This window comes from Bordetella sp. 02P26C-1 (assembly GCF_009763255.1).
Classification (GTDB): domain Bacteria; phylum Pseudomonadota; class Gammaproteobacteria; order Burkholderiales; family Burkholderiaceae_B; genus Bordetella_A.
Genome location: NZ_WSJB01000021.1, coordinates 88,215 through 109,616, shown reverse-complemented (window position 1 = coordinate 109,616; position 21,402 = coordinate 88,215). Strand labels below are relative to the sequence as shown.

General features: G+C 59.8%; 19 protein-coding genes and 3 tRNA genes. 8 read left to right on the top strand and 14 right to left on the bottom strand.

Translation table 11 applies throughout. The features are described from left to right. Positions 1-31 precede the first annotated feature (31 nt). Positions 32-934: a DUF72 domain-containing protein gene (locus GOQ28_RS12600; protein ID WP_160356691.1), complete on the top strand. Its 903-nt coding sequence runs from the start codon at positions 32-34 to the stop codon at positions 932-934. A 62-nt stretch (positions 935-996) separates the two neighbouring features. Here the strand turns inward: GOQ28_RS12600 and GOQ28_RS12595 are convergent, their stop codons facing one another. Further along, positions 997-2,658 (bottom strand): L-lactate permease, encoded by a 1,662-nt coding sequence (locus GOQ28_RS12595; RefSeq protein WP_160356690.1) that lies wholly within the window; start codon positions 2,656-2,658, stop codon positions 997-999. 211 nt (positions 2,659-2,869) lie between these two features. Between GOQ28_RS12595 and GOQ28_RS12590 the strand changes: the two genes are divergently transcribed. Then, positions 2,870-3,718, top strand: a complete 849-nt coding sequence (locus tag GOQ28_RS12590; RefSeq protein ID WP_160349032.1) for an inositol monophosphatase family protein — start codon at positions 2,870-2,872, stop codon at positions 3,716-3,718. Positions 3,719-3,858: 140 nt separating this feature from the next. Here the strand turns inward: GOQ28_RS12590 and GOQ28_RS12585 are convergent, their stop codons facing one another. The 3 genes from GOQ28_RS12585 to GOQ28_RS12575 form a co-directional block, all read right to left on the bottom strand. Further along, entirely contained in the window at positions 3,859-4,707 is an 849-nt protein-coding gene (locus tag GOQ28_RS12585) for an NAD-dependent protein deacetylase (RefSeq protein ID WP_160349031.1), read from the bottom strand. Then, positions 4,704-5,651, bottom strand: a complete 948-nt coding sequence (epsC, locus tag GOQ28_RS12580; RefSeq protein WP_160356689.1) for a serine O-acetyltransferase EpsC — start codon at positions 5,649-5,651, stop codon at positions 4,704-4,706. The genes GOQ28_RS12585 and epsC overlap by 4 nt, the downstream gene beginning before the upstream one ends. A gap of 214 nt (positions 5,652-5,865) precedes the next feature. Beyond that, positions 5,866-7,647 (bottom strand): hypothetical protein, encoded by a 1,782-nt coding sequence (locus GOQ28_RS12575; protein WP_160356688.1) that lies wholly within the window; start codon positions 7,645-7,647, stop codon positions 5,866-5,868. A gap of 273 nt (positions 7,648-7,920) precedes the next feature. Between GOQ28_RS12575 and GOQ28_RS12570 the strand changes: the two genes are divergently transcribed. The 3 genes from GOQ28_RS12570 to GOQ28_RS12560 all read left to right on the top strand — a co-directional run bounded on the left by GOQ28_RS12570 (position 7,921) and on the right by GOQ28_RS12560 (position 11,952). Next, positions 7,921-10,314: a 3-hydroxyacyl-CoA dehydrogenase/enoyl-CoA hydratase family protein gene (locus GOQ28_RS12570; protein ID WP_160356687.1), complete on the top strand. Its 2,394-nt coding sequence runs from the start codon at positions 7,921-7,923 to the stop codon at positions 10,312-10,314. Positions 10,315-10,378: 64 nt separating this feature from the next. Beyond that, positions 10,379-11,575, top strand: coding sequence for an acetyl-CoA C-acyltransferase (locus GOQ28_RS12565; RefSeq protein WP_160356686.1), 1,197 nt, complete (start codon positions 10,379-10,381; stop codon positions 11,573-11,575). 80 nt (positions 11,576-11,655) lie between these two features. Then, positions 11,656-11,952, top strand: a complete 297-nt coding sequence (locus tag GOQ28_RS12560) for a hypothetical protein (protein WP_160356685.1) — start codon at positions 11,656-11,658, stop codon at positions 11,950-11,952. 150 nt (positions 11,953-12,102) lie between these two features. Here GOQ28_RS12560 and GOQ28_RS12555 read toward each other — a convergent pair. Both GOQ28_RS12555 and GOQ28_RS12550 read right to left on the bottom strand, forming a co-directional pair. After that, a tRNA-Arg gene (locus GOQ28_RS12555) sits at positions 12,103-12,179 on the bottom strand. 56 nt (positions 12,180-12,235) lie between these two features. After that, positions 12,236-13,495, bottom strand: coding sequence for an MFS transporter (locus GOQ28_RS12550; RefSeq protein WP_160356720.1), 1,260 nt, complete (start codon positions 13,493-13,495; stop codon positions 12,236-12,238). A gap of 246 nt (positions 13,496-13,741) precedes the next feature. Here GOQ28_RS12550 and GOQ28_RS12545 point away from each other — a divergent pair, with 246 nt between their 5' ends. Beyond that, the gene (locus GOQ28_RS12545) at positions 13,742-14,548 is read left to right on the top strand and encodes an AraC family transcriptional regulator (protein WP_160356684.1); all 807 of its coding nucleotides are present in this window, start codon (positions 13,742-13,744) and stop codon (positions 14,546-14,548) included. A gap of 38 nt (positions 14,549-14,586) precedes the next feature. Here the strand turns inward: GOQ28_RS12545 and GOQ28_RS12540 are convergent. Next, positions 14,587-14,663, bottom strand: a tRNA-Arg gene (locus GOQ28_RS12540). A gap of 238 nt (positions 14,664-14,901) precedes the next feature. Here GOQ28_RS12540 and GOQ28_RS12535 point away from each other — a divergent pair. Next, positions 14,902-15,606 (top strand): ankyrin repeat domain-containing protein, encoded by a 705-nt coding sequence (locus tag GOQ28_RS12535; protein ID WP_160356683.1) that lies wholly within the window; start codon positions 14,902-14,904, stop codon positions 15,604-15,606. A 25-nt stretch (positions 15,607-15,631) separates the two neighbouring features. Here GOQ28_RS12535 and GOQ28_RS12530 read toward each other — a convergent pair whose 3' ends face one another. After that, positions 15,632-16,042, bottom strand: a complete 411-nt coding sequence (locus GOQ28_RS12530; protein WP_160356682.1) for a VOC family protein — start codon at positions 16,040-16,042, stop codon at positions 15,632-15,634. A gap of 31 nt (positions 16,043-16,073) precedes the next feature. Then, positions 16,074-16,688: a glutathione S-transferase N-terminal domain-containing protein gene (locus GOQ28_RS12525; RefSeq protein ID WP_160356681.1), complete on the bottom strand. Its 615-nt coding sequence runs from the start codon at positions 16,686-16,688 to the stop codon at positions 16,074-16,076. A gap of 119 nt (positions 16,689-16,807) precedes the next feature. Between GOQ28_RS12525 and GOQ28_RS12520 the strand changes: the two genes are divergently transcribed. Continuing rightward, the gene (locus GOQ28_RS12520; RefSeq protein WP_160356680.1) at positions 16,808-17,719 is read left to right on the top strand and encodes a LysR family transcriptional regulator; all 912 of its coding nucleotides are present in this window, start codon (positions 16,808-16,810) and stop codon (positions 17,717-17,719) included. On the opposite strand, the gene GOQ28_RS12515 is transcribed toward GOQ28_RS12520, so the two are convergent. The 5 genes from GOQ28_RS12515 to GOQ28_RS12495 form a co-directional block, all read right to left on the bottom strand. After that, positions 17,673-18,398 (bottom strand): potassium channel family protein, encoded by a 726-nt coding sequence (locus GOQ28_RS12515; protein WP_202109708.1) that lies wholly within the window; start codon positions 18,396-18,398, stop codon positions 17,673-17,675. The genes GOQ28_RS12520 and GOQ28_RS12515 overlap by 47 nt on opposite strands. Positions 18,399-18,515: 117 nt before the next feature. Next, complete coding sequence (locus GOQ28_RS12510; RefSeq protein ID WP_160356679.1) at positions 18,516-19,184, bottom strand: DUF3313 domain-containing protein; 669 nt, start codon at positions 19,182-19,184, stop codon at positions 18,516-18,518. 278 nt (positions 19,185-19,462) lie between these two features. Next, positions 19,463-19,555: transfer RNA gene (locus GOQ28_RS12505), tRNA-Ser, on the bottom strand. A 69-nt stretch (positions 19,556-19,624) separates the two neighbouring features. Then, positions 19,625-20,890, bottom strand: coding sequence for an aspartate kinase (locus GOQ28_RS12500; protein ID WP_160356678.1), 1,266 nt, complete (start codon positions 20,888-20,890; stop codon positions 19,625-19,627). Between the two features lie 88 nt (positions 20,891-20,978). Beyond that, a complete protein-coding gene (locus tag GOQ28_RS12495; protein WP_160356677.1) occupies positions 20,979-21,341 on the bottom strand; it encodes a hypothetical protein in 363 nt (120 codons plus the stop codon). Positions 21,342-21,402 lie beyond the last annotated feature (61 nt).

Sequence of the window (21,402 nt, the reverse complement as noted above, 5' to 3'; positions counted from 1 at the left end):
CCTGCTCGCAGCGGCAGGCCGCCTTGTCACCATGCATATTCTGACCGGCACCGCTTCTTGGACAGATCCCACGCTGTTAGCCTGCGGCCGTTTCTACCCCCGAGACGTGCGCACGCCCGAAGCACGGCTGCGCTATTACGCCACGCAATTCAATCTGCTCGAGGTGGATGCCACCTATTATCGTTTGCCAGACGCGCGCGCCGCGCACGCATGGGCACAACGTACGCCCGAGGATTTCGCATTCCACGTTAAAGCCCATCGCCTGTTTACCGGGCACCCCGCCCCGACCCAGGATCTGCCTGGCGATATACAGCAGGAGCTCGCTGGGCAGACGAAGCTGTTCTATCACCAACTGCCTCGCGAGTTGCAGGAGGAGCTATGGCGACGATTCCTCATTGCGCTGGAACCGCTACGGCTGGCGGGCAAACTGCACGCTATTCACTTTCAATTCGCGCCATGGATTCAGCGCGGCGCGCGCGGCATGGCGTTGCTACGCGAGTGCCAGCGCTATATGGATGAACACGTGATGAGCGTGGAGTTTCGCCACCGCAGCTGGTTTTCGACAAAGACGGCATCGGCTTGGACGCTGGATGTTTTGCGTGAGGCCAACATGGTGCATACGGTGGTCGATGCCCCGAAAGGATTCGACAATACGGTGCCAGCCTTGTGGGACGCTACGCATCCAGACCTCGCCGTCGTACGATTGCACGGTCGCAATGCCGACGCTTGGGGGAACAACACCGGCGCTTCGTCCGGCCGGTTCCAATATGAGTATTCGCCCGAAGAGCTGGCCGAACTCGCACAAAGCATCAAACGGCTGGCTGAGCGCGTGCGCAATACTCATGTCGTGCTCAACACCAATTATCAAGACCAGGGCATGCGCAACGCGGCAGGGCTCGCCGCCGCGTTACGTAACACTCCCGCCCTGCCCTAGCATCGCGGCGCGGCGACGGCGATGCAAACAAGCCATCGCCGTGTCACCGGAGCATCGCCCGATCAACGCACCACCATCGCCGAGAATGGCCACACATACGCCTGCAAGGTCACCAGGATGCCCATCAAGCAGGCCAGCGCGATGGAGTGGAAAAACACATAACGCAGAATGTCGCCCTCATGATTGAACCAGCGCGTCGCGGTCGAGGCCACGACAATGGATTGCGCATCGATCATCTTGCCCATCACACCGCCCGAGCTATTGGCCGCTCCCATCAAGTTCGGCGACAAGCCCAATTGATCCGCCGCGACTTTCTGCATGCCGCCAAACAGGACGTTAGACGCGGTATCCGAGCCGGTCAGCGCCACGCCCAGCCATCCCATCAAGGTACCAAAGAACGGATACAGTACGCCGGTATTGGCGAACGCCAGGCCCAGCGTGGTGTCGGTCCCGGAATAGCGCGTCAATGTGCCCAACGCCAACATCAACACGATGGTGAGCAGCGAGTACTTCACCAACCACACGGTCTTGAAGAACGTACGAACAATCGCCACGGGCCCATAGCGCATCACAAAGGCGCTGATCACGGCCGCCAACAAAATCGCCGTCCCTGTAGCCGACAGTAGATTCAGCGTATAGACCGCGGCCTCCGGATGCACGCTGGGCACCACGGGCGGCACCTTCATGACCAGATTGTGCAAGCCCGGCATGGGATAGGCCGGCGCAAACAAGCTGTTGAGCCATCCCTTGACCGGCGGCAGGCCCCAGATAAACACCACGACAGAAAGGATGACCCACGGCGTCCACGCGGCAATCAAGGCCTCGCGGCTATGGCGCACCGGCGGCTGGGCAGGCTTGGCTTCCTCGGCGCTCAAATCCTTGCCACGCAGCGAGGCCGAGGTCCAGATCTGCTTGGGCTGCCAGACGCGCAAAAAGGCGACCAGGCAGGCCATCGACACCAGCGCGGCGATGATATCCACCAGTTCGGGGCCCATGAAGTTCGAGACCAAATACTGCGGAATGGCGAACGATGCGCCCGTGACCAGGATAGCGGGCCAGATTTCCCACATGCCTTTGCGCCCGGCGAACGCCCATATCAGCCAAAACGGCACGAGGACCGAGAAGAATGGCAACTGACGCCCGATCATCGCCGTGACGAGCTCCAGGTCGTAGCCATGCACCTTCGCCAAAGTAATGACCGGTGTACCCAACGCCCCGAACGCCACTGGTGCGGTATTGGCGATCAATGACAAACCGGACGCGGCCAAGGGCGAGAACCCCAAGCCAATCAAGATCGCCGCCGTCACCGCCACAGGGGTCCCAAAGCCAGCCGCGCCCTCAAAGAACGCGCCGAAACTGAACGCGATCAACAACAGCTGAATGCGCCGGTCCTCGGTAATGCCAGAGAGCGAATCCTGCAAGACCCGGAAGCTGCCGTTCTGCTCGGTCAGTTGATGCAGGAAAATAATATTGAGCACAATCCAGCCAATCGGCAGCAGACCGGTGAACCCACCGAACACCGCCGCGCGGCCGGCCATGTCGGCGGGCATCCCGTAGGCAAAGATCGCCACCAGTAACGCCGTGATCAAGCCCATGCCGGCGGCGATATGCGCTTTGATATGAAAAAACCCCAGCGCCGCCAACATCACCACGACGGGCAAGGCCGCAAGCGTGGTGGAAATCAGCATATTGCTAAACGGGTCGTAGATCTGCTGCCATGTCATGCTGTTGTCTCCGAATCGTTATCGCGCTGGCCTACAAAGACGGGCGCAAGATGGTTTTCAGAACACTGCTCATCACGGATCTAGCTCAGCCATCAAATCAGTGTTGCCTGACATCAACCTGAATCTCTACGCAGCATAGGGGGAAGCCCTGAGTCACAAAAACCTCACTTTTAAACGTGCTAGATTTCGGAATCATTAAGCAAAGTCCTCTATGAGCCGTTCCTTTACCCGAGAAGACATCCGCCGTATTGGCGCTATCCTGGCCGAAGCCGCGCAGGTCGAAGTCATGCCGCGCTTTCGCCGCCTGTCGGCCGAGGCGGTGCATACCAAAACATCGCCGCGCGATCTGGTCACAGACGCGGACGAAGCCGCCGAGCGCTTCATCATCTCGCGGCTGAGCAAGCTCTACCCCGGCGCCACCATGGTGGGCGAAGAGGCCACGGCACGCAATCCGGCGCTGCTTAACATGCTGGTGGATGCCGATCTGGCATTCTTGATCGATCCTATCGATGGCACGCGCAACTTTGTTGCGGGCTTGCCGCTATTTGGCATGATGGTGGCGGTCTGTCATCGCGGCGATGTGCTGGCGGGTGTGATCTACGACCCGGTAGGCCACGATTGGGCCATGGCGGTACGCGGCGAAGGCGCGTGGCTGGAATCGGGCGACGGCACGCAATCGCCCTTGAAAGTCGGGCAGCCCGCGCCGCCCGAAGACATGGACGGCATGATCAGCACGGAGTTTTTGCCGCCCCCCTTGCGCGGCATCGTCAATGCGAATCTGGGGTCATTGGGCTCGACGGCGTCGCTACGCTGCGCCGCGCACGAATACCGGCTCGCGGCCAGCGGACATTGCCAAGTGCTGCTCTACAACAAGCTCGATCCCTGGGACCATGCGGCCGGGTGGCTGCTGCATCGCGAAGCTGGCGGATTCTCCGCGCACTTCGACGCCAGCCCGTATAAACCGACGCATCGTACGGGCGGCCTGCTGTACGCCCCGGATGTGGGCAGCTGGCATGCAACCCGGCGCGCATTGCTCGGAGAGGATTTCCCGGCAGTGTAGGCAAGGCCGGCGAGCCCTCAGGGTTATCCCCAGTTTCTGTGGACAACCCTCTGGAAAGCCTGGGGTCATTAGGACAACCTTCAGCGATTTCAATGCCTTACAAATCCGCGATGCGAACTGCTCAGCACAACCATGCCGGGTCAACTCGCAGCCGCAGTTTCAAAAGGTCCATACAGTTGATCTAGTGCCTCGGCGCAGGGGGCGGTCACCTTCAGCTGGAACATGGCGTCCGCTCGCGTGCGGCCCAGATTGAGCGCCGCGATCGGCATGCCGTTCTCAAAGGCGCTACGCACGTAGCGGTAGCCCGAATGCACCATTAGCGACGAGCCAACCACCAGCATTGCATCAGCGTTTCGCAGGGCCTCGCGTGCGCGCTCGCCGCGTTCGGGGGGAATCACTTCCCCGAAAAACACCACGTCCGGCTTGACGATGCCGCCACAGACCGGACAATCCGGCACATCGAACTGTGAAAAGTCCACGCCTTCCAGATCGGCATCGCCATCGGGCGCATCCGCGGCGTCCAGCTCTATCCACGCCGGATTGCGCGCGTCCAGAGTGGCCTGCCACTCACCGCGCGACTGACGCCAGTCGCAACGCATACAACGCACCTCGTCTAAGCGTCCATGCAGATCGATGACCCGGCGGCTGCCGGCGGCCTGGTGCAGGCCGTCGACGTTTTGCGTCAACAACAGCTCCACCTTGCCCTGCTGTTCGAGCAATGCCAGCGCGCGATGTGCCGCGTTCGGATGCGCATAGCCAAAGCGGCGCCACCCCACCATACTGCGCGCCCAGTATCGCGCCCGCATCGACGCGTGACTCATAAAGGGCTGATAGTCGATGGGCGGGCTACGGGTCCAGTGACCGTTCTCATCGCGATAGGTCGGTATCCCCGACCCGATGCTGCAGCCAGCACCGGTCAGCACGAACAGCCGCTCGTGCCCGTCGATGAATTGCCCCAGCGCTTGCAGATCCGACGCGGCCGCTGTCACGGATTGCCGAGCCCGCAATTGGGCATGTTGTTAACCAGACTCGCCTGCGTGACGTTGCTGCCAGGCGGCACACTGCGCGTGAGCCAGACATTACCGCCGATCACCGAACCGTGACCGATCGTCACGCGGCCCAGAATGGTTGCGCCCGAATAGATCACCACATCGTCTTCGATGATCGGGTGACGCGGCAGCCCTTTTTTCAGCTCGCCATTCTCGCCGGGCGGGAAGCGTTTCGCGCCCAAGGTCACCATCTGATAGAGCCGCACACGGTCGCCAATGATCGCCGTCTCGCCGATCACCACACCCGTGCCGTGGTCGATGAAAAAGCTCTTGCCAATGGTGGCGCCAGGGTGAATATCGATACCGGTATCCGCGTGCGCGATCTCGGCCACGATACGCGCGAGCATCGGAACGCCCAGCTTATACAGCACGCTGGCCAGACGATGATGGATCATCGCGCTTACGCCCGGGTAGCACAGCAGCACCTCGTCCACGCTTTGCGCGGCCGGGTCTCCCTGATAGGCCGCCATCACATCCAGATCCAACGCCCGCCGCACCGAGGGCAAGGCCGCGCCGAACTGCCGCACGATCTGCACGGCGCGCGTATGGAGCACCTCGTCCGGCTCGACATCGCCCACCAGCCTGCCCATGTGGTGCAACTCCAGACAGACTTGATGCAGCAACGCATCCAAGGCGGCGCCTATCGTATGGCCAACGTAAAAGTCCTCGACTTCGGCGCGCAGATCGATGGGGCCCAAGCGCATCGGGAACAACGCGCCACACAATTGGCGCAAAATGGCTCGCAGACTTTCCTGTGAAGGGAATTCGCGATCGCCGGCATTCTCGCGCAGCCGTCCGCGCGGGCCACGCCAATCCACGCGCGCGGCGCGTAAGCCGGAGACGATTTGATCTAGATTCCAGTGGGCGGCGGGCGTATCGCTCATTGTGCCCGTCCTTTGGCAAGTGTTGCCGGTATGCGATCTAACATGGAAACCTCGGTATTAACTGCGCCGGCCTGAATCCGACGCGATACCGGGCTACTGTAACGCCAAGCCGGAATCTTTACCTGGACGACCCAATTCCCAACGCGGTTTTAGGCAGCGTCCCCATTCCGCTATCCCACGTCGGGAGGCCGAGAGATCGCCCGCAACGGCCCGTTCACGCCATACGATCAGAGAACGTGGTGTACGCATCCATTGTCGACGACGCCGTCAGAACCCGGGCATAAAAGTTAAACGCCTTATTCGCTTCGTAGTACGAGTGCATACCACTGCCCACAATGAACGCCGCCATGGCTCCACAGAATTTCTTGCCCTGCGGCGAAAATGGGTGCAGGTTCAACACATCGAGCACCTTGCACGTCAGATTGGCCATTCCCGACACGCCCGCCACATAGGGCAGCCTCTTGTCCCACATCTTTCCCATTGTCTTGTTGCTGTAATAGACATTGGGCCGCTTGTAGTCGATGTCTCTCACAAAAGGGAGAAATCTCTTGGTGGAAAACAATTCCGATTCAATGGTCTTGCTGTTCCCAAATGCGTACTGGTTAAGTGGCCGCGACGCCTTCTCCTCATCCTGCCAGTACTCCTTTGTCGGTGCGATCAAGTGAGCATATATGGCATCGATCATGGGCTCCCCATCTCCACCTCGACCCGCCATGAACACCGGCCAGATCATCGACAGCAAGATTATGGGGTCGTCGTGCGTTCTCAGCATGTCGACGAAGGCGTCAAACGAAGCTGGCCTTTCTATGGGAATGGGATAGCTGAACATCGAGCTCTTTAAGCTGTCCTTATACCTGTCAAAGAAAAGCTCGCGATCATCGCCGGAGAACATCTGTTCCAACCGGGTGGCCAGCGACTCTCCCACAAATTTGACTGTGGCCGCGGTCTCCTCGGATTGCAACACCGTCAACGCGTGCTGATCTTCCTCTATCAGCTTTTGCTTCTCGCTCAGCCCCTCAGCGCTATATTCGAACTCGAACTTATTGGCCAGATAGAACACACTTCTCTCGGGAAGCTCCAGGGGCTGCGGCGCGCCCGCTTCGGGCGAAGGCAGAACATTTGTGGAAGCCGGAAGTGTAAAGTGCGCTTCTGGAGCCTCCCCCGATGCCACCCATCCTCGCCACTGCAACGCGCCAGCCGCCTCGCCCTGCTCTTGCGGCTCCGCCACATAGGTCGCGTAGTCCAAACGTACGTCTATATTTTTCAGGCCACCCTGATCGAGACGGTATGCAATCCCCTGGGTAAACGCACCTAGGAACTGCGAAAACAACGTGGGAGCCTTGAGCTTGGACGCAAGCGCGTCACCTCGCAAGCCATGTGGATCGTCGAGGATGAATACGCCGGCCTGACTTACTCCCCCAGCCAGCTGGATGCGATCCGGATTGCTGTCATTGAGGCCGCAATTCATCGCCCACAGCGCTTTGAACTTCCCCAAGTCCGTGCCATCAGCGCTCGCGTTGTCCCACTGAATGCTACGACGTATCTCGACCCGCCCCTCGCCCAACGCAATGACTTCCGTGGCATGCCGGGGTTCGCCCTGGACTTTGATTCCAGCGCGGGCGACGACATCGTCCAGCAGATCATGGAACGCGGGCGTGCCGATTTGCGCCGCCACCTCGCGCGCTGCCGTCACGACTGCCGGGTTCTGTATCTCTAAATTCTTATCCTTAATCAATGCCGTGGCTACATGCCAGCTTAGATAAGCTAACAGAGTACGGCCTTGGTTTTCGAAGGATGCCTCGGTGTCTATCTCCAAGTAAGGTGACGGCGGTCCATCAAATCCGGTGAACGTGAGTTTCTCGCCATCCTGCAGAAAATGGGCGGCAAGGTTGACGCAGACGCGCTTCTCTCGCACTTCGGTCAGCCCGAAGGGCAAGGACGCTCCCTCGAGCTGCCGGTGGGTGTTCTGAGTCAGGTTGGAAACTGAGAAAGGCATGGGATTTCTTTAGTGAAATTTGAGATAACACGCTAATGCTGAGTAACATCAACACACCGGCGGTTCCGGCAATCCTCGTCGCCGTGGGGCTGGGTATCGCCTCCCGTACGGGCGTCGGTCGCGAACGGTAGAATGGGTCAGGTGCAACCGTTGCCGAGCGACCCGGCAGGTCGCGCAGGGGTAGTAAACCTCGCCCCTGTTCCGCGCGCATGGTAGACGCACGCATGCGAGCGGCCCACACCTGGCCCGACGCCGCAGATACAGGAGACCGCTTTGAACAATAGATTTATCGTCAAGCACGCCGCCGTCCTAGGAGCCGGTGTCATGGGCGCGCAGATCGCCGCTCATCTCGCCAACGCTGGCATCGCCGTCACCCTCTTCGACTTGACGGCCAAGGAAGGCGATCGCGACGGGATCGCCAAAAAAGCGTTGGCGGGCCTGAAGAAACTGGAGCCTGCCCCCCTGGCGAGCCCTTCGCGTCTGGCCCTGATCACCCCCGCGAACTACGACGACCATCTGGATCAGTTGCGCAACTGCGATCTGGTGATCGAGGCGATTGCCGAGCGCATGGACTGGAAGACGGCGCTCTACACTCGTATCGCGCCGCACGTGTCGCCGGATGCGATTCTGGCGTCCAATACCTCGGGCCTGTCCATCGGCGAGCTGGCCAAGTCGCTGCCGGAGTCGTTGCGTACCCGCTTCTGCGGCGTACATTTCTTCAACCCCCCGCGCTATATGCGTCTGGTCGAACTGATCGCGACTCCCTATACCGAGCCAGTCGTGCTGGATCATTTGGAAAGTTGGTTGACAAGCCGGCTGGGCAAAGGCGTCATCCGCGCGCAGGATACGCCGAACTTCATCGGAAACCGTATCGGCGTCTTCGCTATCCTGGCCGCCATGCATCACACCGAACGTCGGGGACTGGGTTTTGACGAGGTGGATGCCTTAACCGGCCCGAAAATCGGCCGCCCTAAAAGCGCGACGTATCGCACGGCCGACGTGGTGGGCTTGGACACGCTGGCACACGTGGTATCGACCTTGCGTGACAATTTGCCCGATGACCCCTGGCACCGCTATTTTCAGCTGCCCGCGTGGTTGAACGCCCTGATCGAGAAAGGCGCTTTGGGGCAAAAGACCGGGATCGGTGTCTATCGCAAGCAAGGCAAAGAAATCCAGGTCCTGGATCTCGCCGCGCGCGACTATCGGCCTGCCGCCGGTACGGTCGCCGACGAGGTCGAGGCGATCTTAAAGCAGCGCGATCCCGCTCAACGTTTTGCGTCCCTGCGCGCCAGCACCCATCCGCAGGCGCAGTTCCTGTGGAGCCTGTTTCGCGACATATTCCACTACAGCGCGAAGCAGCTTGAACACATTGCTGATAACGCGCGCGATGTGGATCTCGCCATGCGTTGGGGATTCGGTTGGGCGCAAGGACCCTTTGAAACTTGGCAAGCGGCCGGCTGGCAGGGTATTGCGGATGCGATCGCCGAAGACATCGCAGCCGGCACGGCAATGAGCGATGCGCCGCTTCCCGATTGGGTACGGGCGGCTGATCGCTCCGGTGTACATGACGCGGCGGGATCGTATTCCGCACGCGATGGCAAGCAGCATCCTCGCCCGTCTCTTGCCGTGTACCAGCGGCAGCTTTTCCCAGAACGTCTGATCGGCGAGACGGCGAGCGACCGCGGCATCACGCTGTGGGAGAACGCCGGCGTACGACTGTGGCATCTACCCGAGGTGGACGCGGGCATAGGCATTCTTTCATTCACATCGAAGATGCATACCATCGGCGACGAAGTGCTCGACGGTGTCATGCACGCGGTCGAACATAGCGAACGCCATCTGGATGCGCTCGTCATCTGGCACGAGGCGCCCTTCGCGGTGGGTGCGAATCTGTCGCAAGTCGTGCAAGCGTGCGCCGCCGGACAATTCGATGTCCTCGAAGCCACCGTCGCGAAATTCCAGCGTGCCTCGTTGTCATTGCAGCGCGCGCGCGTGCCCACGGTCGCCGCCGTGCAAGGCATGGCGCTGGGGGGAGGATGCGAATTTCTCATGCATTGCAGCCATCGTGTGCTGGCGTTGGAGAGCTATGTCGGGCTGGTCGAAGCCGGCGTTGGCCTGGTGCCAGCAGGGGGCGGCAGCAAGGCACTGGCCGCGCGCGCGGCGGAATTGGCGGCCCACACGGCGACGCCTAACGAGGTTTTCCCGTTCATACAGCCGGTATTCCAGCAAATCGCGACGGCGCAGGTTTCCAAGAGCGCCTTGCAAGCGATCGAGATGGGGTACGCGCGAGCCCATGATCCGGTGGTGTTCCATCCCGATGAGTTGTTGTGGGTGGCAATCCGCCAGGCCCGTGCCGCGGCCGACGCCGGCTATGCGCCCCCGTTGCCCGTCACCAACATCCCTGTCGCCGGCCGCACGGGCATCGCCAATCTGGAAATGATGCTCGTCAACATGCGGGAAGGCGGCATGATCAGCGCGCACGATTACCGCGTGGCCCGCAGCGCGGCGGTCGCATTGTGCGGCGGCGAAGTCGATGCCGGCACCCACGTGGACGAGGAATGGCTGCTCGCTGTGGAACGGCGGGAATTCGTCGCGCTGCTGCGTACCCCCGAGACACAGGCTCGGATCGAACACACCCTCAAAACGGGTAAACCGCTGCGTAACTAAGGCACAGCCCGTGACACGTCACGGCCATCGTCCGCCTTTGTTCAAGACAAGATTGGAGTCCGCTATGAGCCACGCAATTCAGGATGCTTTTATCGTCGCCGCCACGCGACTGCCCGTGGGCAAGCGCAACGGCGTCTACGCCACCACCCGCCCGGACGACATGCTGGCCGCCGCGCTACGCGCCGTGCTGGCGCAAGTCCCCGCCCTGGACCCTGCCCGGGTCGAAGACGTGATCGCCGGCTGCGCCATGCCCGAGGCCGAGCAAGGCATGAATGTCGCCCGCATGAGCTTGTTGTTAGCCGGCCTTCCCGACAATGTGCCCGGCGTCACCCTCAATCGTTTCTGCGCATCCGGCTTGCAAGCCGTGGCCGATGCCGCCGCGCGGATTCGACTGGGCATGGCAGACGTCATGATCGCCGCCGGCACCGAGTCCATGAGCGCCATGCCCCAAATCATGGGCAACAAGGTGGCGATCAACCCCGCGATCTTTGCCGATGATGCCAATCTGGGCATGGCCTACGGCATGGGCCTGACTGGCGAGAAAGTCGCCGCGCAATGGAAAGTCTCGCGCGAGGATCAGGACGCGTTTGCGCTGGCCTCGCATCGAAAGGCCTGCGCCGCGATATCAGCCGGGTATTTCGATGCGGAAATCACCCCCTATCGGGTGGAACACCACCTGCCGGGTGAAAACGGCACCCTGCGTGTGGTTGAACGCCTGGTCGATCGCGATGAAGGCCCACGCCCCGACACCAGCGCCGAAGCGCTGGCCAAGCTTCGGCCGGCATTTGCCGCGCGTGGCACGGTCACGGCGGGCAACAGCTCGCAGATGTCCGACGGCGCGGCAGCCATTGTGCTGGTGTCCGAGCGCATCGTACGCGAACTCAATCTCGCACCGCTGGCACGTTTCGTAGGATTCTCGGTCGCGGGTGTTCCGCCGGAAATCATGGGAATAGGCCCCAAGTTCGCAATCCCCAAAGCCCTAGCCCAGAGCGGTATCTCGCAAGACGACCTGAGCTGGATCGAACTGAACGAGGCTTTTGCCGCGCAATCACTTGCCGTCATCCGCGACCTGGGACTAGACCCTGAAAAGGTCAACCCTCTTGGCGGTGCCATCGCGCTAGGGCACCCACTCGGCGCCAGCGGAGCCATACGCACCGCCACGCTAGTACATGGGCTGCGACGCACCGGTGGCAAGTACGGCATGGTCACCATGTGCGTCGGCACAGGCATGGGAGCCGCCGGGGTGTTCGAGGCGTTGTAACCCACCCGCGCCCACCACCGTCCTTCCACCCACATATGTGTCAAAATGCAATCACAATACGGTGGAGTGCGAGTAGCAAGGTGAAGCTATTACTAGGGGTAGTGGGCCTGGTCGTTCTGATTGGGTACCTGATCACGGTCGCGATTGCGGGTTACGAAGGGATCTCATACGAGTTCGGTAAAGGATGGGCTATCGGCGCAATCGTGCTGGCGTTGGGCCGGTTTGCCTTTCCCTTGGGCGTGGGCGCCTTTCTTGGCGCATGGAAAGTATGGGGATGGCATTGGTTCCCCGCATTGGTGTTGGGGGTGCCGGGCGTGCTGCTTTTTATCCCGGGAATCCTGATGACGATCGTGAGAGTTTTCCGCAAAAAAGAGTGATCGTCTCCGTGCGCGGTCAACCCTGACCGCACGACTACACGGTGCGCGGCAGCACCGGGATCAGCGGCGCCGATGTCGGCGAGACTATCGATATCCGCATCAGAAAAAAAATGGCACTTCCAAAGAAGTGCCATTTTTTGCAATACTGAGTGGCGCGCCCGGCAGGATTCGAACCCACGACCCCTTGGTTCGTAGCCAAGTACTCTATCCAACTGAGCTACGGGCGCGCTGATGAAGAGGCGAAATTATAACTGATTTTTTTAACTTGTCCAGCGGCGGAGTTTCAGGCTGCTTTTTTCTTCCTTCCCTCGATATCGGGCAACCAGAACGCGACCAGCCCCAGCAGCGGCAGATAAGCACACACCTGATAAACGTATCCAATGCTGGTCGCGTCGGCGAGTCTACCCAGTGCAGCGGCGCCTAGTCCGCCCATCCCGAAGGCGAACCCAAAGAAGAGCCCCGCGATCATTCCGACCTTCCCTGGCACAAGTTCCTGCGCGTAGACCACGATGGCGGAAAATGCGGAGGCCAGGATGACGCCGATGATGACCACAAGCACCCCAGTCCAAAACAGATTTGCATGCGGCAACATCATCGTGAACGGCGTCACACCCAGAATAGATACCCAAATCACGATCTTGCGACCGATGCGATCGCCCACGGGCCCGCCGGCCAGCGTGCCGACCGCGACAGCCGCCAGGAACAGGAACAGGTACAGCTGCGCCGAACGCATGGACACATCGAACTTGTCCATCAAATAAAACGTGAAATAGCTGTTCAAACTGGCGAGGTAAAAGTATTTCGAGAAAATTAGCAGCGCCAGCACGCCTAACGCGCCCAGGACCTTGTTGCGGCTCAATGTGACGACATGGCCACCACTGCGCGCGCGTGGCTTGAGCAGTGCACGGTTAGCGGCATACCAACGCCCGATGCCGATCAGGACGATGATGCCGAAAAGCGCGGCCCAGGAAAACCACGCAACACTACCCTGCCCGTGCGGAATAATAATCAACGCGGCCAGCAATGGCCCAAGCGCGGAGCCCACATTTCCGCCGACCTGGAATAAGGACTGTGCCAGACCATGACGCCCGCCCGAGGCCATGCGGGCCACTCGGGACGACTCGGGGTGAAAAATCGAGGATCCGGTTCCGACCAGCGCCGCCGCGGTCAGCAGATACGGAAACGACGGTGCATAGGCGAGAAGCAGCAAACCCACCAGCGTGAAGCCCATGCCCACCGCCAGCGAATAGGGAATGGGCCGTTTATCCGTGTACAAGCCAATGCCAGGCTGCAACAGCGACGCGGCGAGCTGATACGTCAACGTCAGCATCCCGATTTGGGCAAAGCTGAGATCAAACGAATCCTTCAGCATCGGATAGATCGCCAACAGGATCGACTGGATCATGTCGTTCATCATGTGCGCGACACTGATCGCGCCCAGAACCTTGAACGAAGTCGCAGGCATCGCCTGCGGCACATTAGCCGCCGAAGCATCCATTGCTGGGCCGCCCGAGGGTGTGGGCACTGACGGATCAGACACCATGGAACTAGTGGAACCTGCCCGCGCAACGCCAGCAACGGGAATCGTCGCGGCATTAGCACCGGTCGAAGCAGAAGGAACAGTGGTCATGGCAAGCTAACCGGGCAACCGGGGAGTTTTGGATCGAGGCCGGCAACCCATCTCGCAAACGACAGAGCGGAATAGGCAACCGGGGCGGGTGCGAACAAACAGTGTATAAAGTCTCTCTCGCACTGAGGTGCCATTTTCTATCGCCTAAGTGACATAGTGATGCCACCTGCCGTCCCATCCCAGGCGCTGCCGCCTTTGGTTCATATCGAGCCCGCATCCACCGTCTTGCGCCCGGTAACCGCCCTGGCGAAAGCGTACTCGCCTAGCCAGACGACCGGCGCGCACAGTCACGAGGAAGGGCAACTGATCTATGCCATCGAGGGTGTCATGCGTGTCACCACGCCGGACGGCGTCTGGACCCTGCCACCGTTGCGCGCCTTATGGGTGCCGCCCGGCGTCACGCACGGTATTGAGATGATGGGCGCCGTACAGATGCGCAGCCTCTACCTGCATGGTGCAGCCGCGGCGACGTTGTGGCGTCATTGCCAGGTAATCGAGGTATCCGGGCTATTGCGAGAGCTGATTCTGGCGCTGGCGGCTCAGCCGCAGGAATACGCGGTAGAGGGCCGCGGGGGGCAGATCGCTGCGCTGTTGCTGACCGAACTACACGACGCCCCACGTATCCCTATTCGCATACCGTGGCCGCGCGACCGTCGGCTGCAGACCGTCTGCCGGACCATCCTGCTGCAACCCGATCTGAATCGCACCGTTCATGAATGGGGCGAAGAAGTAGGCGCAAGCGGACGCACGCTGATCCGTCTGTTTCAGTCAGAATTGGGCTTGAATTATCGGCAGTGGGTGCAGCAGGTACGCCTGGCCGATGCGGTGAACCGCCTGTCTCTCGGACAAGCTGTCGCACGGGTGGCGGCAGAACTGGGCTATCGCAGTCCCAGCGCCTTCACCGCGATGTTTCGCCGCGCGCTGGGAAAATCTCCGCAGGCTTTCCTGCGAACATCCGGCACATGAAAAAAGGGGTCCCCAAATGGAGACCCCTTTTTAATTTTTGGCGCGCCCGGCAGGATTCGAACCCACGACCCCTTGGTTCGTAGCCAAGTACTCTATCCAACTGAGCTACGGGCGCTGCAAGAAAAAGAATATAACACACATTTCTTTGTGTGCGCAAATCGAGATTTGCACGGCGTGATCGCCGCGAGCAGCGGCATTCCCTCGGTCCAGTCCTATTTTTGTACATGTCGAACATGTTCACCGCAGATTCTTGGCGGTGGGTGTATTGCAATTGCAAGCGCAAAGCACGGGCGGAAATCCTGTCCGTGCGCGCGCCGCTCATCCGATCCACCCATTCAATGCGATATGCCTAGATGATCCCCAACGTACTTGCATCCGCCGGCAACCTGCTCTCCAGCCTGTGGCCCGATAGCGAACCCGTCCGACAGCACGCCGTGATACAAAAACTGATAGCCTACATCGACCAGGATGACGTGACAGCCCTCACGGCTCTGCTCACCGACAGCGATGAACGCGCGCGCATCCTGGCGGCCCTCCCAGACGCCGACCGCTCACCGCTGCATTACGCCGCCGAACACGGCAAGTACAAAGCATTGGAGGTGTGCGTAGACAATTTACCCTTTGAGGTCTGGAACCTGCGCACACGCGATACCGGACGCACACCGTTGATGTTGGCCATGGAGAATAATCACGACGCCATCCTGCCCATGCTGAAGTGCCGGCTGACCGCATGGCTGGATAGCCTGGAGCACCTGTCTGTGGACGAGGCCAGCGATGCGCTGATCGATATGAAAATCGTCTACGATTGCGACTTTGAACGACAAGACGCGCTGGACACGCTGTGGCACATGGTCGTAAACGCGCGGGACCATGAAGGCAACACCCCGATGCTGCTGGCCATGAAGAACAAGCACTATGAATGCTGCAAGGCGCTCCTATTTCGTGGCGCCGACGTAGATATCCGAAATGACCACGATGAGTCGGCGCGTTTGCTGGCGCTCGACTTGCCGGCAGGCGAAGGGGTGCGCTACCTGCTGTACCGCGCCCCGACAGTTTGAGAGACAACGCCGGGAAAGCCGCGCTTCAATGGGCCAAAATCTCGTTGAATTCCAGCACGTTCAAATCCGGGTCGCGGATAAAACATACGTTGCGCCGACCATGTCCCATGATCACCGGGCCCTCGCTGATCCGGATGTTCTCTCGGGCGAGCCACTCCACCAGATCGTTCATGCTTTCCACGATGAAGGCGGCATGTGTATAGCCCGGACGTTTGACGGCGGCATCCAGCAAAACATTGCCTTCCTCCGCGCCGATGCCGTTGAAAATCAAATGGATTCGCAAGCCAGTGGGATGCACAAGACCACAGGCATGTGCTTGCGGGGCATATTCGGCCGGGTCGCGTATAAACCCGAGCTTTGCATAAAACGCTTCCGCTCTCGCCAGATCCGTGACACGAATACCGAAATGATCTAGACGTAAAGAATTAAAGTTCATGGAGATTTCCTGAAGGAGTGTGGATTCGTCATCAAGCTTCGAGGCCAGCACGGGTGCGCTGAAAAGGCAGAAACCCTGGTAAGGCTTCCACCTGACGCAGCCAACGCTGGACGTTGGGGTACGCCGACAGATCAACATTGCCTTCGGGTGCGCGCTCGGTATAGCTATAAAGGGCGATGTCCGCGATCGTAGGTGTCGAGTCGCCTGCGAGCCAACGCTGTGTCGCCAACGTGGTTTCCATGACCGCCAGCGTTGCATGCGCGCGCGCGATGACTTCCTCCGCGTTGAAAGACGCGCCAAACACGGTGATCAGTCTGGCCGCGCAAGCTCCATAAGCCACTTTGCCCGCCGCGACCGATAACCATCGCTGTACATGCGCCTCGGCGACCGGGTCCGTGGGCAGCCAATGCGCAGAACCGAATTTGCGCGCGAGATAAACCAATATCGCCAGCGAGTCCGCGATGATGACACCATCGTCATCGAGCACGGGCACTTCGCCAAAAGCGTTGATGGCGAGATAGTCAGGACGCTTATGCTCGCCCGCGGCCAGATCCACGGGGTTCAGCGTGTGAGGAACACTCAACAGCGACAAGAACAGAGCCGCGCGGTGGGCGTGCCCGGATAGAGGATGGAAGTAGAGTTTCACGACAGTCTGCTCCGGTTGAAGAGGAATCCATTCTGAACTTGGCGTGAAACTGGCACAATCAGGCAAGAACGCATTTCACTATTGCGATATTTGCTATCAATCATCCCGGACGTTCACCCATGGATCGACTGCGTACCTTGCGGCTTTTTGTCAGTGTGGCGGAGCACGCCAGCTTTGCCGAGGCCGGCCGGCAGATGCACCTGTCGCCTACGACCGTGTCGCGCACTATCGCAGCGCTGGAGGGACGTCTGGGCGTGCAGTTGCTACGACGCACCACCCGCAGCGTGCGTCTGACCGAAGAAGGCACCTTGTTTCTGGAAAGGTGTCGGGCGGGTATCGCGGAGATCGATCGCGCCTTTGATGTCGTGCGCGGGCGTGCCACGGCACCGAGCGGACTGTTAACAGTGACCGCGCCCGTGTTGTTCGGCAGGCGGCACATTCAGCCTATCGTGGTGGAACTGCTGGAACGGTATCCGGACCTGCGGATCAGACTGTTATTACTGGATCGGGTGGTCAATCTGGTCGATGAGGGCATCGATATCGCGGTGCGGATCGCGCACCTGCCCGATAGCTCGATGCATACACTGCCCGTGGCGGAGGTGCGGCGCGTTTTTGCCGCCAGCCCCAACTATCTCCTGCGTCATGGCCGGCCGCGATCGATTAACGAGTTGAGCACCCACGCGCTGATATGGACCGAGGACGAATATGGACTCAATCACGGCTGGGGGTTGGACGATGCGCGCCGCCTGGGCCCGACCGCGCGACTGTCCGTCAACAATGTGGAGGCCGCGATCGCTGCCGCGGTGGCGGGACTCGGTGTCGTGCGGGCGCTCTCGTATCAGATTGTCGACGAACTGAAATCAGGCGTCCTGGAGCACCTGATCACCGATGCCGGGCCCGCCATACCCGTGTCATTGCTGTTCCAGGGTGGACGCCAGGACCATCCAAACGTGCGGGCGTTTATCGAAGCGGCCAAAGCGCGTTTCAGTGCGGGGAATTCGACAGATTGGCCGAGTGGGCGCGGGCCGTGATTTCACGCTGACTGATTCGATTGATGATCGTCGTAATGTATGCGGTAAAGATGGGAAATATCGTCATCCCCAGCATCGCCAATATGGTGGTGATGATCTTTCCCGCAACGGTCACCGGTTGGATAGTGGAGCCTACCGTCGTCACAGTCATCGCCGCCCACCAAAGCGAATCCGCGTAAGTCTTAATCTCGCCATTCACGCCCCGCTCGACGACGTAAAAGATGAGCGTGATGAAATAGACAACGGAGATAAGAAAGATCAAATACGAGATAAAAAGCGCTGTCGTATTGTGCCGCACGATGATGGAGACAATAAGCACCAGCGCCGCCGCGCCTCGCGCCAAGGGTATCAACCGCAAAATATATATTTGCTCGGCGCTCAAATGAAAATACGCGTCACCGATGAGCGACAGGTACGGAATCGACAGCAGCAATATGACAAAGTAGCGCCTGAAAAAGCGCCACCTGCGCTCGGCAAGTAAAAGCTGTAGAAAAAAATCGACGATGAAATAGAGGCAGATCCAGAACTCCACGTCGAAATACACCGTTCTCGCGGTGAACGGCTGATCGCTGAATGCTTCCAGCGAAACGCTCACCACAAGGCATACGGACGCGATCACTGCCAGCACGTTTAACGCGTTGATTATTTTCCGGGCATGTGCCGGATTCAGACGTTTCATACGCTGGGGTACCGCTACCTTGTGATTGGTATTTCGAGAAAATGCTTTCAGCAGAAGCCGCTAAGAGCTGACCTGGAATATAGGACAGGACTGTGCCGGAAGTCCTGTCCCACGTCGCTATTTTTTCACAACATCGAACATAGCGGCGTCGGCTGCCAGGCCATCGATCACACCTTTCAGATCCTCGAGCGTGACCTGCTGTTCTGAGTTGTCGACTTGCTTTCCTTGCCCCTTGCGTACGACCTTCAAGACAGGCTTTTTCGTAACGCCGTCAAGCAACTCGCCTTCGAAATAGAGATTGGTGTCCTTGGGCCGCATGCCCGCGGCGGCACGGGTTCCGGCAATCACCAATGCGACCGGGATCAACTCACGCGGCTTTAAATCGCGATCACTGGTATTGACCGCTGTGATCGCCCCACGAAAGATCAACACGCCCTCCCCCGGTGAGTTGACCAGAGGCAACCGTTTTGCCGCCGCCTCGCGTAGTTGTGCATTGGTATAGGTCAACAGTCCATCCAAGGCCTGCTGACTGACCTGGCCGTTGGGCTCGGGCCGAGGGTAAAACCGCACGGGCTCATACACCAACGCTTTGTATTTCCGTGGATCAAAACCCGGCTCTACCCACCGTAACACCGGCGCACCCGATGCCGATACGGTCTGGTGCAGATCCGTATAGTCGCCCAGAAAGCCAGAGTATTGATTTGCGGTAGGCACCTTTGATGCGCAGCCTGCCAGCACGAACGTGCCCGCCAATACCACCGAAGCCATCACTCGCTGTAACCCCATTATTCTCTCCTGACTATGGTTCTTGATCGCGACAGTGAGGCGACGATAAACCAGCTAAGAGAAAACCTCCACGACTTTTATTCGTTGGACCTCTGGATGTTGACGTGTGAGTCGATGGGCAGATTGACGAAACACTCTGAGCGATAAGCGCTTGATCGCTGTGCACGGGCCCGAGGGAAAAGTTCGATGAGCTGTTAAGGCCCACCCTCGTCTAGGACTGTGAGGCAGTAGCTGACGAAAATAAAAAAGCCCTTGAATATCAAGGGCTTTTTCTACTCTGGCGGAGACGGAGGGATTCGAACCCTCGATGCAGTTTTAAGCCGCATGCTCCCTTAGCAGGGGAGTACCTTCAACCACTCGGCCACGTCTCCGCAGAACTTGCAATTCTAGCACTATTTTTTGTGGCGTAGCTCACTACGCCACAAATTTTTATGCAGAATTTAAGCTTTTTCAGCAGGCGCCTGGTCCAGGCCAAAAGCCTTGTGCAGCGAGCGCACTGCCAGCTCCATGTACTTGTCTTCGATCACGACCGAAGTCTTGATCTCGCTGGTGCTGATCATCTGGATGTTGATGCCCTCTTGCGATAGCGTTTGGAACATCAAGCTGGCCACGCCCACATGCGAGCGCATGCCAATGCCAACGATCGACACCTTGGCAACCTTGTCGTCGGTAACCAGTTCGCGCGCCTTGACGGCGGGCACGACTTCGCGGCGCAGCAGTTCGATGGTGCGCTGGAATTCGTTGCGGTTGACCGTGAACGAGAAGTCGGTCGTGCCAGCCACGGACTGGTTCTGCACGATCATGTCGACGTCGATATTGGCGGCGGCCACGGGGCCGAGAATCGAGTAGGCAACCCCCGGGGTGTCGGGCACGGCCAGCAAGGTGATCTTGGCTTCGTCGCGGCTGAAGGCGATGCCGGAGACAACGGCGGCTTCCATTTTTTCGTCTTCCTCAAAAGTAATCAGCGTGCCCGAAGACATTTCTTCTTCGAGCGGAATGAGCGGGTCGGTCAGCGAGGACAGCACACGCGTGGGGACACGGTATTTGCCTGCGAATTCGACCGAGCGAATCTGCAGCACCTTGGAGCCCAGCGAGGCCATTTCGAGCATTTCTTCGAACGACACGACCGACATGCGGCGCGCTTGCGGCACCACGCGGGGGTCGGTGGTGTAGACGCCATCGACGTCGGTATAAATCAAGCACTCGTCGGCTTTGAGCGCCGCGGCAACGGCGACGGCGGAGGTGTCGGAACCACCACGACCAAGCGTCGTGACGTGACCGTCGGGATCGATACCCTGGAAACCAGTCACGATGACAACGCGACCGGCGTCGAGGTCGGCGCGGATGCGAGCATCGTCGATAGACGTGATACGTGCCTTGGTAAAGGCCGAATCCGTGCGCACCGGCACCTGCCAACCGGCATAACTGCGAGCAGCCACGCCTTCGGCCTGCAGGGCCAGGGCCAACAGACCGCTACTGGCCTGCTCGCCCGTCGCCGCGATCATGTCCAGTTCGCGCGGATCGGGCTGGGTTGAAATCTCGCGGGCCAAGCCCAACAGACGGTTGGTTTCGCCGGCCATGGCCGACGGCACAACAACGACTTGATGGCCAGCGGCATGCCATTTCGCGACACGACGCGCGACATTGCGGATGCGCTCGACCGAGCCCATCGAAGTACCGCCATATTTGTGAACGATAAGGGACATCTCGTACTCTGGCTGGAAACCCGCCCCGGCTGGGCAGGCAAAGCTGAGTATTTTAGCGCGTGGTGAAGATTTGCGCAGGCGAGGTCCGCTAGGTCAGGGTAAAGTTGCCGAACGGACAGGGCGGACACGGCGGACAAGGGGCCGATGGCGCACGCTCGGTAGGCGACACATGGATAAGGCCGATGGTCATACCCAACAAGGCGGCCATTGCCAACCGCGCTGCAACGTTATCGTCCACAAAGGAAATCCCGATATCGACAATCATCGCCATAAGCGTGCTTGCCGGGGCCAAACTTATCATTTCCTCGGCGTTGTACCGCCGAGCCATGTGAGCCCCGACCGCATAGGCCACCGCACTCGTCGCACCCCCAAATGCTGCCGCCGCGACATGAACGCCTAGGCCGCCGCCACCCACGACAGCGCCGGTCTCCGAAAGATTGATTACTCGCATACAGCTCCAATAATGGTTCTTGAAACAGTGAAGTGGTGGTTCACCACGGCAGTCGAGGTGC

Coding starts and splice junctions, on each gene's coding strand:
- GOQ28_RS12600 (WP_160356691.1), top strand. CDS start 32: ATGCATATTCTGACCGGCACCGCTTCTTGGACAGATCCCACGCTGTTA.
- GOQ28_RS12595 (WP_160356690.1), bottom strand. CDS start 2,658: ATGACATGGCAGCAGATCTACGACCCGTTTAGCAATATGCTGATTTCC.
- GOQ28_RS12590 (WP_160349032.1), top strand. CDS start 2,870: ATGAGCCGTTCCTTTACCCGAGAAGACATCCGCCGTATTGGCGCTATC.
- epsC (WP_160356689.1), bottom strand. CDS start 5,651: ATGAGCGATACGCCCGCCGCCCACTGGAATCTAGATCAAATCGTCTCC.
- GOQ28_RS12575 (WP_160356688.1), bottom strand. CDS start 7,647: ATGCCTTTCTCAGTTTCCAACCTGACTCAGAACACCCACCGGCAGCTC.
- GOQ28_RS12565 (WP_160356686.1), top strand. CDS start 10,379: ATGAGCCACGCAATTCAGGATGCTTTTATCGTCGCCGCCACGCGACTG.
- GOQ28_RS12550 (WP_160356720.1), bottom strand. CDS start 13,495: ATGGTGTCTGATCCGTCAGTGCCCACACCCTCGGGCGGCCCAGCAATG.
- GOQ28_RS12545 (WP_160356684.1), top strand. CDS start 13,742: ATGCCACCTGCCGTCCCATCCCAGGCGCTGCCGCCTTTGGTTCATATC.
- GOQ28_RS12535 (WP_160356683.1), top strand. CDS start 14,902: ATGATCCCCAACGTACTTGCATCCGCCGGCAACCTGCTCTCCAGCCTG.
- GOQ28_RS12530 (WP_160356682.1), bottom strand. CDS start 16,042: ATGAACTTTAATTCTTTACGTCTAGATCATTTCGGTATTCGTGTCACG.
- GOQ28_RS12520 (WP_160356680.1), top strand. CDS start 16,808: ATGGATCGACTGCGTACCTTGCGGCTTTTTGTCAGTGTGGCGGAGCAC.
- GOQ28_RS12515 (WP_202109708.1), bottom strand. CDS start 18,398: ATGAAACGTCTGAATCCGGCACATGCCCGGAAAATAATCAACGCGTTA.
- GOQ28_RS12510 (WP_160356679.1), bottom strand. CDS start 19,184: ATGGGGTTACAGCGAGTGATGGCTTCGGTGGTATTGGCGGGCACGTTC.
- GOQ28_RS12500 (WP_160356678.1), bottom strand. CDS start 20,890: ATGTCCCTTATCGTTCACAAATATGGCGGTACTTCGATGGGCTCGGTC.
- GOQ28_RS12495 (WP_160356677.1), bottom strand. CDS start 21,341: ATGCGAGTAATCAATCTTTCGGAGACCGGCGCTGTCGTGGGTGGCGGC.